The organism is Pontibacillus marinus BH030004 = DSM 16465, from assembly GCF_000425225.1.
GTDB lineage: Bacteria > Bacillota > Bacilli > Bacillales > BH030062 > Pontibacillus > Pontibacillus marinus.
The window spans coordinates 218,991-230,955 of record NZ_KE384331.1; the positions used below are offsets into that span (position 1 = coordinate 218,991).

Annotated in this window: 15 protein-coding genes and 1 riboswitch; of the genes, 2 read left to right on the plus strand and 13 right to left on the minus strand. The window is 42.0% G+C overall.

What is annotated here, in order from left to right; genetic code table 11:
- Window positions 1-213: 213 nt before the first annotated feature.
- Entirely contained in the window at window positions 214-579 is a 366-nt protein-coding gene (locus H514_RS0117610) for a YisL family protein (RefSeq protein ID WP_027448133.1), read from the minus strand.
- Window positions 580-744: 165 nt separating this feature from the next.
- Between H514_RS0117610 and H514_RS0117615 the strand changes: the two genes are divergently transcribed.
- Window positions 745-1,944 carry an ornithine--oxo-acid transaminase gene (locus H514_RS0117615; protein WP_027448134.1) on the plus strand — a complete coding sequence of 400 codons (1,200 nt, stop codon included), beginning with the start codon at window positions 745-747 and terminating at the stop codon, window positions 1,942-1,944.
- Between the two features lie 18 nt (window positions 1,945-1,962).
- Window positions 1,963-2,532, plus strand: coding sequence for a hypothetical protein (locus H514_RS24085; RefSeq protein ID WP_051255209.1), 570 nt, complete (start codon window positions 1,963-1,965; stop codon window positions 2,530-2,532).
- On the opposite strand, the gene H514_RS0117625 is transcribed toward H514_RS24085, so the two are convergent.
- The 12 genes from H514_RS0117625 to H514_RS0117680 form a co-directional block, all read right to left on the minus strand.
- On the minus strand, window positions 2,527-3,324 hold the full coding sequence (locus H514_RS0117625) for an SDR family oxidoreductase (protein ID WP_027448135.1): 798 nt from the start codon (window positions 3,322-3,324) through the stop codon (window positions 2,527-2,529). The two genes, H514_RS24085 and H514_RS0117625, sit on opposite strands and share 6 nt — an antisense overlap.
- 72 nt (window positions 3,325-3,396) lie before the next feature.
- The gene (locus H514_RS0117630; RefSeq protein WP_027448136.1) at window positions 3,397-4,320 is read right to left on the minus strand and encodes a type II secretion system F family protein; all 924 of its coding nucleotides are present in this window, start codon (window positions 4,318-4,320) and stop codon (window positions 3,397-3,399) included.
- 3 nt (window positions 4,321-4,323) lie between these two features.
- The gene (locus H514_RS0117635) at window positions 4,324-5,286 is read right to left on the minus strand and encodes a type II secretion system F family protein (RefSeq protein WP_027448137.1); all 963 of its coding nucleotides are present in this window, start codon (window positions 5,284-5,286) and stop codon (window positions 4,324-4,326) included.
- The gene (locus tag H514_RS0117640; protein ID WP_027448138.1) at window positions 5,287-6,717 is read right to left on the minus strand and encodes a CpaF family protein; all 1,431 of its coding nucleotides are present in this window, start codon (window positions 6,715-6,717) and stop codon (window positions 5,287-5,289) included.
- Window positions 6,714-7,604, minus strand: coding sequence for an AAA family ATPase (locus H514_RS23445; protein ID WP_231566648.1), 891 nt, complete (start codon window positions 7,602-7,604; stop codon window positions 6,714-6,716). Before H514_RS23445 ends, H514_RS0117640 begins: the two co-directional genes overlap by 4 nt.
- 32 nt (window positions 7,605-7,636) lie before the next feature.
- On the minus strand, window positions 7,637-8,329 hold the full coding sequence (gene cpaB / locus H514_RS23450) for a Flp pilus assembly protein CpaB (protein WP_051255211.1): 693 nt from the start codon (window positions 8,327-8,329) through the stop codon (window positions 7,637-7,639).
- A gap of 9 nt (window positions 8,330-8,338) precedes the next feature.
- Complete coding sequence (locus tag H514_RS0117655) at window positions 8,339-9,247, minus strand: Tad domain-containing protein (RefSeq protein WP_036843640.1); 909 nt, start codon at window positions 9,245-9,247, stop codon at window positions 8,339-8,341.
- An 11-nt stretch (window positions 9,248-9,258) separates the two neighbouring features.
- Entirely contained in the window at window positions 9,259-9,645 is a 387-nt protein-coding gene (locus tag H514_RS0117660; protein WP_027448140.1) for a TadE/TadG family type IV pilus assembly protein, read from the minus strand.
- Window position 9,646: 1 nt separating this feature from the next.
- Window positions 9,647-10,165 carry an A24 family peptidase gene (locus H514_RS0117665; RefSeq protein WP_027448141.1) on the minus strand — a complete coding sequence of 173 codons (519 nt, stop codon included), beginning with the start codon at window positions 10,163-10,165 and terminating at the stop codon, window positions 9,647-9,649.
- A gap of 113 nt (window positions 10,166-10,278) precedes the next feature.
- Window positions 10,279-10,455: a Flp family type IVb pilin gene (locus H514_RS24770; RefSeq protein ID WP_154657407.1), complete on the minus strand. Its 177-nt coding sequence runs from the start codon at window positions 10,453-10,455 to the stop codon at window positions 10,279-10,281.
- A 45-nt stretch (window positions 10,456-10,500) separates the two neighbouring features.
- A complete protein-coding gene (locus tag H514_RS0117675) occupies window positions 10,501-10,692 on the minus strand; it encodes a Flp family type IVb pilin (protein WP_036843637.1) in 192 nt (63 codons plus the stop codon).
- Entirely contained in the window at window positions 10,679-11,050 is a 372-nt protein-coding gene (locus H514_RS0117680) for a DUF192 domain-containing protein (RefSeq protein ID WP_027448143.1), read from the minus strand. The genes H514_RS0117675 and H514_RS0117680 overlap by 14 nt, the downstream gene beginning before the upstream one ends.
- An 83-nt stretch (window positions 11,051-11,133) precedes the next feature.
- Window positions 11,134-11,232: riboswitch (cyclic di-GMP riboswitch) on the minus strand.
- Window positions 11,233-11,965 lie beyond the last annotated feature (733 nt).

Consider the following 11,965-nt stretch of genomic DNA (forward strand, 5'->3'; position numbering starts at 1 on the left):
AGAAATTCGTTTCATCTTAAAAAGTTGAGAAAAATTATTACTCACACTTGAAAATGATTCTCAATTTCATTATAATGAATATATCGAAACTTACTTACCCCCCTTTTTTTTATAAGAAAGACTGCACTTACCTAGCTGCCAAGGTGAGTGCAGTCTTTTTCTGTAATAATAAAAAAACTGCTCCTCTCGTTATGAGAAGAACAGTTTTTAAGATTACATAATTCCTAATGGTAAGCGCCCAAATCCAAGTACCACCGCGATAATGAAAGCGATGAAGAATTGGATCCACCACGTACGAGCTGGTTGGCGTTTTTTCGCTTTGTTAGCGATCATTTCAATCGCTGCAATTGTCCATATACCAGCGATTACTTTAATGATTAACTCACCTGTAAATCCGCTAATACCTTCAAAGTAATTTCCAATTAAGCTTCCGCCAGAATACAAGATTAATAAAAAGTCCAAACGCAAAATCATGTGAACAATTTTGCCTGGTTTTGCTTTTCCAAAACGGTATAGCCACACAGCTACGCCGAGTAGGATTAACGCAAGCACCCACGATGTGATATGTAAGTGTGTCATCCTTTTTCCTCCTTAACATAAACGTACAAGCTAGCCCTATCATCATATCAAAAATTAGCTTTTGAAGCGAATGTTTACTATCCTCACAGTCCAATAACCAAATAATTCAGAAAAACTGTTATAATGACACTATTGGAGTCATCTTATTAACTAGGAGGGGATACAATGACACGTACACAATCGAGTGAAGAAATTATTGAACAAACCCAGGAGTACGGTGCGAAAAACTATCACCCACTGCCAATCGTTGTTGCGAAAGCAGAAGGTGTATGGGTTGAGGATCCAGAAGGCAATCGTTACATGGATATGTTAAGTGCCTATTCTGCGGTGAACCAAGGACACCGTCATCCGAAGATTATCAAAGCGCTAAATGATCAAGCAGAGCGCGTCACACTGACCTCTCGTGCTTTCCATAATGATCAACTTGGACCTTGGTATGAAAAAATATGTAAGCTAACGAACAAGGAAATGGCTCTACCCATGAACACAGGCGCTGAGGCTGTTGAAACAGCGATTAAAGCAGCTCGTCGTTGGTCATATGATGTAAAAGGTGTTGAAGAAGATCAAGCTGAGATCATCGCTTGCACAGGTAACTTCCATGGCAGAACAATGACAGCGGTTTCTTTATCTTCTGAAGCAGAATATAAACGCGGTTTCGGTCCAATGCTTCCGAATATTAAAATTGTTCCTTATGGTGATGCTGATGCTTTACGCAATGCGATTACAAAGAATACAGCAGCCTTCATTTTTGAACCGATTCAGGGTGAAGCTGGTATTGTTATGCCACCTGAAGGATTCTTAAAAGAAGCTTATGATATTTGCCATGAAAACAATGTTCTTTACATTGCAGATGAGATCCAAGCAGGCCTAGGCCGTAGTGGTAAAATGTTTGCTTGTGATTGGGAAAATGTTTCACCAGATATCCTCATCCTAGGTAAAGCACTAGGCGGCGGTGTTTTCCCAATCTCTTGTATTGTAGCGAACAAAGATATCCTAGGCGTATTTAACCCAGGGTCCCACGGTTCAACATTTGGCGGAAACCCGCTAGCATGTGCTGTATCTGTGGCTTCGTTAGAGGTTCTTGAAGAAGAAAAACTTGCAACTCGTTCACTAGAACTTGGTGAGTATATGAAAAAAGAACTTCAAAAAATCGATAATCCAAAGATCAAAGAAGTGCGCGGCAAGGGCTTGTTCATCGGTGTTGAGATGAAAGAACCTGCTCGTAAGTACTGCGAAGAGTTAAAAGCAAAAGGACTTCTTTGTAAAGAAACACATGAAAATGTAATACGCTTCGCTCCACCACTTGTGATTGATCAAGAGGACCTGGATTGGGCGATTGGACATATTAAAGAAGTATTGAGCTAATTTTAAAAACCCTGCCAGGTGGCAGGGTTTTTATTATTTGAGAGTTTCGGGTGTTGGGACGCTTTTGCTCGGGTTGGCGCTCTTTTCGCTCGGGTCGGCGCTCTTTTCGCTCGGGTTGCCGCTGCTTTCGCTCGGGTCAGCGCTGCTTTCGCTCGGGTTGCCGCTGCTTTCGCTCGGGTCAGCGCTGCTTTCGCTCGGGTTGGCGCTGCTTTCGCTCGGGTCGACGCTGCTTTTGCTCGGGTCAGCGCTGCTTTCGCTCGGGGCGACGCTGCTTTCGCTCGGGGCGACGCTCTTTTCGCTCGGGTTGCCGCTGCTTTCGCTCGGGTCGGCACTGCTTTCGCTCGGGGCGACGCTGCTTTCGCTCGGGGCGGCGCTCTTTTCGCTCGGGTCGACGCTGCTTTCGCTCGGGTTGCCGCTGCTTTCGCTCGGGTCGGCGACGTTTTCGCTCGGGTCGACGACGTTTTCGCTCGGGTCGACGACGTTTTCGCTCGGGTCGACGCTGCTTTCGCTCGGGTTGCCGCTGCTTTTGCTCGGGTCGGCGACGTTTTCGCTCGGGTCGACGACGTTTTCGCTCGGGTCGGCTTATAAAGCCTTCACCGCTCCTCCATCCACAACAAAAGACTGCCCGGTCACATACGTATTAGCAAAAGAAGCTAAAAACACAGCAGTTCTAGCAAATTCATCAGGAGTTCCATAACGCCCTGCTGGGATGCGTGTCTCATGCTCAGCTTTCACTTCTTCAGGACTTAATCCTCTTCGCTTCGCCTGTACCTGATCTAATTCTTCCACACGATCTGTACTAATTCGCCCTGGACCTAATGTATTCACTAGAATGTTTTCTCCTGCATACTCACGAGCTAGTGATTTTGATAATCCAACAATCCCATTTCTGAACGTATTCGAAAGGATCAGGCCATCAATCGGCTCTTTGATCGAAGAGGAGGCAATATTTAAGATTCTGCCCTCTCCTGCCTCTTTCATATGAGGAAGTACGTAACGTGTTGCCCGAATGAAACTCAATAAATTTAACTCGAAAGCTTTTTGCCAATCTTCATCCTCAAAATCCATAAACGAACCAGCTGGGGGACCACCAGCATTGTTAATTAACACATCAATGCCACCTAGCTTATCGATTGCTCCTTCGAATAATGACTTAAGATCCTCCTCTTTTGTTATATCGCACACCTCTGTATGAGGTCCTGGAACATCTCCCCCAATTTCACGCTTGATTTCCTGAGCTGCTTCAAGTAAATGTTCTGGATCACGGCTCGTGATGAGCACTTCCGCTCCCTCACGTACAAACTCCTTCGCAATCGCCTGTCCAATTCCTTTGCTTGATGCCAGTACAACAACTCGCTTTCCTTTTAACCCTAAATCCATAAAAAAAATCCTCCTCGATTCTTATTACTCCTATTGTAAAGAATCGGGGAGGGGAACTTCCAAAATTATGATTTAAAAGGCATCTAAGAAATTGATGAGAGCAGGTCCAAGAAGGACAATGAACAGACTTGGGAAAATGAACAATACTAGCGGGAACATCATTTTGACCGGAGCTTTCATAGCTTGTTCCTCTGCTCGTTGTTTTCGCTGATCCCTTACCTCATTCGATTGCACACGAAGAACTTGTACCATCCCAATTCCTAGTTTTTCAGCCTGCAAAATATTACTGATTAAAACTTTGATTTCATCCAACTCCAGGCGTTCTTTAACACCTGTTAACGCTTCTCTACGAGTTCGCCCCAGACGAATTTCCTCCAAGCAACGATGGAATTCATCCGAAAGAACCCCCTCTTGTTTGGAAACCAATTTTCCTAATGCAGAGTCAAATCCCAGGCCAGCTTCAAGACTTACAGTTAAAAGATCTAATACATCAGGAAGTTCCTTTAGTGCTTTTTCATTTCTTGCTTTTATTTTTTGGTTAATATAAATTTTCGGGAAGATGAGAGCAATCCCAGCACCGAAAAGCCCCATCGTTATATCAGCACCAAATGATCCTCCTAGTAAAGCACTGTATCCACCGAATAATACAGGTAACAGAACCATCAAAATGATCTGAATCAAACGATATTCAACAGGCGTCATGCCGAAAGGATTTCCTGCCTTAAGTAGCTTAAGTTCAAGATTGTTTTCTTTCTGGTCACTTTCAGGCTTCATCTTTTTACGAAAATTTCGTCTGACCGATTTCCATAATGGACCTATGATTCGCTTAGAAATGGGCAAATCTTCTTTTTCATCATCAGGCTCACCCACTATAGCCTCGGAGCTTCCTGTTACCTTTGCCAGTCGGCTTTGTACATGTCCCTTCTTTTCATCACGTACACTGAGCAAACCGTAGATGAATAACACCATGGTTAAAAAAAAGCTAAGGTAAATCATAAACTACACCTCAATTGTAGTGATTTTCTTAATCATAAAGAACCCTACAGTTCCTGATACAGCACCGCCAACCAGCATGATCAAGCCAATTGGGTGCGAAATTAGCGCTCCAATATAATCCGGCTCAATTAAGTAAAGGATAAATGCAAGTGCTACGGGTAAGAGCCCAATAACGACTCCTGATAAGCGACCTTGAGCAGTTAAGGTTGTAATCTGCCTCTGGATTTTCGTTCGATCGCGAATCGTGTTCACAATTTTATCGAGAACGGTGGCCAGATTTCCACCAACGGTTCGCTGAATGATAATGGCTTGTACCATTAACTCCAAGTCCTTACTTGGCATGCGTTCATAAAGTCCATTCAGCGAATCCTCCAGTGTACTTCCGTATTGCATCTCTTTAAGGACAAGCTCAATTTCATCCTTAATGGGTGCCTCCCCTTCTTCCACAACGGTTTGGAGACTTTGAGGTAAACTGAAGCCTGCACGCATTGAACCAATCATGGTGCTCAGCATATCCGGTAACCCTTCATTAAATGCTTTCACTCGATCCTTAATCTTCTTCTTTATAAACCATAACGGAATAAAATATCCAATTGGCGCACCGATGAACAGCATGATTAGATCTCCCGAAATTAAAAATAGCAACATCCCTACAAGAAAAACGGAGATGATTTGGAAAAATATATATTCTTCAGGCTTAATCGGGAGCCCTGACTTTTTAATTAACGCTTCTAACTTCGAAGACTTTTCCTTTGATAAAACTTTCTTGCCAAGCTTTTCACGAGCTAAGCGAATATCAACAAGAGAACGCAGCTTCTTTTTATCTAGTTTCTTGGAATCAGAATGTTCGAGGTAACGCTTCATTCTTTTTTCCAAGCGCTTATTTCTCATAAAAAGAAAATGGAATAGACCGTAGAAAAATAGGAGCGTTGTGATTCCAACCATTAAGGTAATGTACCAGAACATTTACATCCACTCCTCTTGTTCAATAAACACCTGAGCCGGAATATGAATACCTGAGGATTCCAATCGCTCATAGAATTTTGGACGTACACCCGTTGGAACGAGACGACCCTGGATTTTGCCGTTTTCATCTACACCGGTTTGCTTATATGTAAAGATGTCCTGCAACACAATGACGTCACCTTCCATCCCCTGAACTTCAGTAATGTGGGTGATTCGTCGCGTTCCATCTTTCAAACGAGCCTGTTGAATAATTACATCCAACGCACCTGCAATTTGTTCACGAATCGCTCTGATCGGAAGCTCCATCCCTGCCATTAATACCATTGTTTCTAAACGTGAAATCATATCACGTGGTGAGTTCGAGTGACCTGTGGCGAGAGAACCATCGTGACCCGTATTCATGGCCTGAAGCATATCAAGCGCTTCACCACCACGAACCTCACCAATGACAATACGGTCAGGACGCATACGTAAGGAGTTTCGCACAAGCTCTCTGATTGGAATGCCACCCTTTCCTTCTATGTTCGGTGGACGAGATTCGAGAGAGACAACGTGTTCTTGCCCCAATTGCAGCTCGGCTGAGTCCTCAATCGTAATAATACGTTCATCAAATGGGATAAAATTCGATAAGACATTCAAAGTAGTGGTTTTACCTGAACCTGTACCACCACTTACGAAAGTATTTAAATCTGCTTTAACACAAGCATCTAAAAATGTCGCCATCTCACGTGTCACCGTACCAAATTCGATAAGGTTATCAATCGTAAATGGATCCTTTGAGAATTTACGAATGGTAATGGTTGGTCCATTTAACGCAAGAGGTGGGATAATCGCATTCACACGAGAACCATCAGGTAAGCGCGCATCTACCAAAGGAGAGCTTTCATCAATACGACGTCCAATGGGTGCTACGATTTTTTCTATGACATTCATGACATGCTCATCATCACGAAACTGAACATTGGATAGCTCAATTTTTCCGTTACGTTCCATATAAATGGCATCAGGTCCATTTACCATAACCTCTGACACTTCAGGATCTAACAATAATGGATTGATCGGGCCAAAACCAGTTAGATCATTGATGAGTTCTTCTACGACTTTCTTTCGATCAACTTGACCGCGAAACGTCTCGTCTTCTTTCATAATCTCAATGGCCATTTGATCTAGTTGTGGGATGATTTCTTCAATCTCTGTATCATCGATATCATCTAGAATCTGCTTATGCAGTTTATTTTTTAATTCCTGATGCTTCGTTAGCTTTTGACGCTCTGGCTTTTTCTTTTCCTGGTTAGGTTGAGATGGCCGTTGGTTATCGCGAAAAGCTTGCAACAAATCCTGTTGATTCATCTGAGAGGATTGTTCTTCCCCAAGTGGATCTTGTTCCACCTTATGTTTATTTTTCTCTTCAATCCGATTTAATAAGCTCACGTGCTACGCCTCCTCCCAAACGGTTTTAATAAACTTTTTTTCGGAGCAGCTTCTACCTTCTCTTCTTCATTTTCAACGTCTTTTTTCGTCAGAAGTTTTTCGAAAAGACCACTCTTCTTTTTATCATTAAACATCGTAATTTCTCTCTTTGAATACAGTCGTTCAGCCATTTTGTAGTAAGCTTTCGCCAAATCTGTTTTTGCTTGATTCATGACAAAAGGAATGCCGATATTCAATGACTGACTTGCTGTTTGAAAGTCGTTCGGTAAATAGATCGGTTCCTCTGAATTTAAAATGCCCACCACGTCATTTGGTTTGATCACAGATTCCATCGTAGAGCGGTTTAAGACAAGCTCTACCTTATGCCGAATATCTAACGTTTCAAAAGTCTCAAGCATTAAGCGCGTATTTTTTAACGTAGACATTTCCAAATTCGTTACGAGAAGAACTCGATCAGCCATATCCAGCATCTTCAAATTATTCTCGTGAAATCCTACGCCACAATCTACTAATACGTAATGATGTTCTTCGAGCAATGTATTTAATACGTTCTCAATCGTTTCAGGGGTTACGAGGTCTGCATACTCTGGACGATCCGGACCTGCCAATACTTTTAATCCACTTTCATGATGGTTTAAATAGCTTAATATACTCGGCTTATCAATACTTTCACCCTCATCAAGGATATCCTTCATGGTAAAAGAGGATTTTAAATCGAGAGATAGGCTAACATCACCGAATTGAAAATCACCATCAACGAGTGACACGCGTATGTTCTTCTTACAAAAGGCTGTGGCTAGGTTCACACTTAAGCACGTTTTCCCAACGCCACCTTTTGCTGACGCTACAACAATCAGTTCGCCTCTTTTTTGAACTCCCTCTTCCATCGTTATACCTCCTTTCATATTTTTATTGATAATTAGTTTTCTTTTTCCTTTGGTTCAACTTCTTCTTTTAATCTCGAACGTAATGCCATATGAATGTTTCCTTCTTCTGAAGCTTTTACGATTTTCGCAACTTCGTGAGGTTCAACCTCAATTGTGATCGAGCTGTATTCTACATAATCTTCTTTTGAATTCGATTCGACGAGCTTACGACCAATAGCAAGCACACGTGCTTTTTGCTCGATTAGATCCGTTTCTACCTTCGTTTCTCCATTTTCCTTTTTTGCGATCGAAACATATACATCTACATAATCCTCTGGCTCAATTAAGTTTGATACGGACTGCACCATGTTTACTCCAAGAGATAACGCACGCTTACCTTGTGAAACTTTTTTCGCTACAATGAGTTCCTCTTCTTTTTTCGTTTGTAATCGGTGAGATAAAATCGGCTCCCCTTGAGCAATAGCTGCTGTGGCGTATTGACCTTGAATCCCGTCCGTCTTTTGTAGAGCACTTGCATGAAGCCCCCCCTCAGGTTTAGAGACGATCTCTAAATCATCTTTATCGATTCGTTGGTTCTTCCCAATAGCTTCTTTTGCAACAACGACCTCGACCATATTTCCTTGTTTCGCTTTCGTTACCTGAATATCTTTTGTGTACTGATAAAATAAATATGTAGTCATAATCCCCATGATTAGGGCTAACGTCATCATGACTTTTCCTTTCATTCTGTCCACCTACCTTGTTAGTCGAATTGCGTAAGCACCTTTATCATAGGCTCCGCTTTCATAAACGCCTTTTCCAGCACGTTTGATAAATATTCCAGTGATACTTGTATCTTTAGGGTCTATCGGTTCTGTTATGAAAAAGTAAGCAAACCCAGTCACTTCTACACTTTTTAACTGATTAGTTGTCTGTGTGTGAGGTGTGTAAACCGGTACTAATAATATCCGATCACAGTCTCTGTCGATTTGTTTCGATCCTGCTTCGTAACCACAGCCATCTAATAGCTTTTCACTAATAACAGACCTCGTTTTTCCAGCTACATTTCCTGTCTCTGTATCGAGAACCATCCCCACTTCAATTTGGTCCTGATAGCCATCTCGCAAGTTATCCTCATACGTTGCTGCACCTGGTCCGCCTAAAGCTAAAACACCAAAGTATCCATATTCATTTTCTGTCTGGTCAACCTTCAACTTATATTCTGTGTAATAATCTAACTCAACACGATCATCAATTCCTAAAGGTGCAGCCCCTACAGCCTTCCCCATAGAAGTAAGCTCTGCTGCAGCATGCACTTTAACTTCCGTTGTGTCTTTTCCAAATAAGCTTCCAAATGACAACTTTACGTTTTTTGTCAAATACACATCTACTCGGTTATCGATTTGAATTTGTGTGTTTTCTAGACTCGTAAGCTCTCCATGTTTTTGCAGCACATCATCTACGATCTCTTGAACGGAGGCTTGGTCCATCGTCAGTTCCTGTGCACTAGATAGCACAGCCGCATTCGCCGCTTTTTGTAGATTCCGTTTTTCCATAAAAAGGGCGCCGCCATCAAGTACAAGGCCTGCCATCATCATTATTCCCATAAACGCTACACCAACAAGAACGAGACTTGCCCCTTCTTCCTGCTTTATTAACTTCATCACGTACCTCCTCACTCCACCCGAATGGTCGATTCTGTGTGAACCGTAAACGCCGAGGGTAAGAGGGATGATATAAATGGAGTGAATGATTCCATCGGATAATCGAGCGTTACGGTGACATAATCTCCTGACACACGCGTGCTATCATCAGGTGAAACCCCCACCACCAAATTTTCAGGGTCATTGATATTTACATAGCTCTTTGTAAAAGCTGTGATTTCAGAGTCATTTCCACCTAGTCCTCCAACTCGAACAGCTTCTTGAGCTGCTAAATGCAGGTGAGTATAGGTATAAAAGATTCGACCAAAATCAAACATACCGACGAGTAAGATGATTAATACAGGCAAAACAAGTGCCGTTTCAACCATCGACTGGCCATCTTCTTTTCTAAATTTCACCTTATATCACCTCCAAGAAGCTAAACCACAACGAACAAAAAGCTCCCGCAACTATCGCTAAGCCGTATGGGTACGTTGTTTTCCTAGCACTTGTTTGGATCCATTCGGATTGGATCTTCCCTTGTCTAAGAAAGGCAAAAAAATAGGCAAAGCCTTTAAATCGTTGCAACCAACCTTTTTGAAATAATAGAATGGCCAAAGCAATCACACCACCGACTAGTGCCATATAAATGGATGTGTAAAAGACAAACATACTCCCTTTCCATGCACCAATGAGGCCAAGAAGTTTAACGTCTCCAGCCCCCATACCACCCATGGCAAAAGGAATAAATAAAATAAGTATTCCGATTAGTGCTCCTAACAAGGAACTTCCAAGACCTGCCCACCCATTCACAAAAGTGTGGAAAACGAGTGAAAGCAAAAACCCTGGCAAAAGCACTGCATTATAAATTTTCCGATTTTTTAAATCGGTTACAAGACATATAAGTAAGATCAATATCATAGCTAAATCAAACCACATGAGAGTTGTTCCACCTCTCTATTTTTTCTGAAGCCCTTTTTAAAAAAAGGCCTTACGTCGCAAAAACGCAAGGCCTACAGTATGAGATAAGGGGAAATCATTCAACAAACTTCTTAAGAGTCTCGGCTTTGGACGGCATCCACTACTCGGGTATAAACCTGTTGTAGCTCTTCTGTTAACAGAATGATGATTCCAAAAGCCGCTATGGATATTACGCCGAGAACGATACTGTACTCCGTCATACCTTGACCGTCCTCATCATGTAAGAAACTTTCGATAAGAGATTCCATTCATTATACACCGCCCTTTCATAGTGAAGTGGGGCGAACTAGCGATTAGCCAGTTGTCGTTGTAGAACCGTCACGGCTCTTAATGTCATTTAATACATCTTGGAACATTGTCGTAATTTCTCCACGTAGAGAAACTAGAATTCCAACTACTGCTACTGCAATAACACCTAATACTAAACCGTACTCCGTCATACCTTGTCCTTCTTCTTCTACAACTAATTGTTTAAGCAATTCCATGCTCTTCACTCTCCTCTTGTTTTAATAAAAATTTTTGTCCAACGTACACTTCCTTGTTTTGAATGGTTCCGGCCTTGAATTCAAAAACAGAATGAGCACGTGGCTGCAGTTTTCCGAATCGAAAAGGTTTCATGTTTTCTTCCATTGCCACAACTTCCAATTGTTCATTCACATACACCACATCGATTGGAAAGCGCATAAAACAGGTGTGGACCGAATGACAGGGTTTGATATGCATGGCTTCATCATCAGCAAGGTCAGGTACGAACATTAATCCTTTTAAACGAGTAATAAAGTTATATGAAGTGCGGATCTGTGATGCAATGTTCGTTTGATCTTGTTGATCGATAAGCTTCATTTTCAAACCTCCTTTTCCCACGAAAAATAACCCTTCATTCGAATACCGAAAGAGGGTTGTAGATATACGTCACCCTTAAATCTTTCGGTAACTGGCTGGCGTGGACTCATGTGTGATCACTAGAGTCGGTAGCCCCTGTAGCTTTGCGTCGCTGGTTTTCACCAGGTTTGCCTTTATCGAGATTCAACAGATGAGATAAATTAAACTGTCGTTGAATCTGATACATTCATCATACAACTAGGCTTTTGGTTTGCCTATCAATCTTCGTTCTTATTTTCTTCGACTCATTTTTCGTCCACCTCGCTCCCAGTTTGATATTCTTAATAAACCAAAAGTTTGTATTTTCCGACAAGATCATGGGTATTTTTGGTATATATTTAGATCTTTTGTTACCAAATGTGGAACTTTATCAATTTTCTAATTATTTAAGGCGAATTTATCATACTGTGTCGATTCACCTAATCTAGTGCATCGTATGAACTACTTATCAACTTTTAAGAGCAGGTATTAAATACTAAGGAGATATCAATTTATTTGAAATAGATTTTTCAAAACATATTCACCTAGTTTTTATGCCGTTAAATGGCAGGATTGTGGAAGACTTGAAATTGAGAGGAGTCCGTTGCTGTTGAGTAGTTTGTTGCGGTCAGTGAAACGGCAAGCCTGTTGTGGAAGACAAGCCGAGCCTCCTCATACGCTACGCTCCTTGCGGGGTCTCGTCTTGCCTTTGTTACCACGACAGTTTGCCGTTTCCTTCCCTCCACGCGATTATGGAAACTAACGGACCATAATTTGGCTTTCCCCACCTCATCTTTATTGGAAATTAAAGTCAGAGAAGTTGCTTAGACCCTTGCCATGATAGGAATATACTACCTGGAATCAGAACATCCTCCACCAGAACTACGGCGGTTCCGT

Excerpts from the sequence above, each read along its gene's own strand:
- H514_RS0117610 (WP_027448133.1), bottom strand. The coding sequence starts at position 579 with ATGACACACTTACATATCACATCGTGGGTGCTTGCGTTAATCCTACTC.
- H514_RS0117615 (WP_027448134.1), top strand. The coding sequence starts at position 745 with ATGACACGTACACAATCGAGTGAAGAAATTATTGAACAAACCCAGGAG.
- H514_RS0117625 (WP_027448135.1), bottom strand. The coding sequence starts at position 3,324 with ATGGATTTAGGGTTAAAAGGAAAGCGAGTTGTTGTACTGGCATCAAGC.
- H514_RS0117630 (WP_027448136.1), bottom strand. The coding sequence starts at position 4,320 with ATGATTTACCTTAGCTTTTTTTTAACCATGGTGTTATTCATCTACGGT.
- H514_RS0117635 (WP_027448137.1), bottom strand. The coding sequence starts at position 5,286 with ATGTTCTGGTACATTACCTTAATGGTTGGAATCACAACGCTCCTATTT.
- H514_RS23445 (WP_231566648.1), bottom strand. The coding sequence starts at position 7,604 with ATGGAAGAGGGAGTTCAAAAAAGAGGCGAACTGATTGTTGTAGCGTCA.
- cpaB (WP_051255211.1), bottom strand. The coding sequence starts at position 8,329 with ATGAAAGGAAAAGTCATGATGACGTTAGCCCTAATCATGGGGATTATG.
- H514_RS0117655 (WP_036843640.1), bottom strand. The coding sequence starts at position 9,247 with ATGAAGTTAATAAAGCAGGAAGAAGGGGCAAGTCTCGTTCTTGTTGGT.
- H514_RS0117665 (WP_027448141.1), bottom strand. The coding sequence starts at position 10,165 with ATGTGGTTTGATTTAGCTATGATATTGATCTTACTTATATGTCTTGTA.
- H514_RS24770 (WP_154657407.1), bottom strand. The coding sequence starts at position 10,455 with ATGGAATCTCTTATCGAAAGTTTCTTACATGATGAGGACGGTCAAGGT.
- H514_RS0117675 (WP_036843637.1), bottom strand. The coding sequence starts at position 10,692 with ATGGAATTGCTTAAACAATTAGTTGTAGAAGAAGAAGGACAAGGTATG.
- H514_RS0117680 (WP_027448143.1), bottom strand. The coding sequence starts at position 11,050 with ATGAAGCTTATCGATCAACAAGATCAAACGAACATTGCATCACAGATC.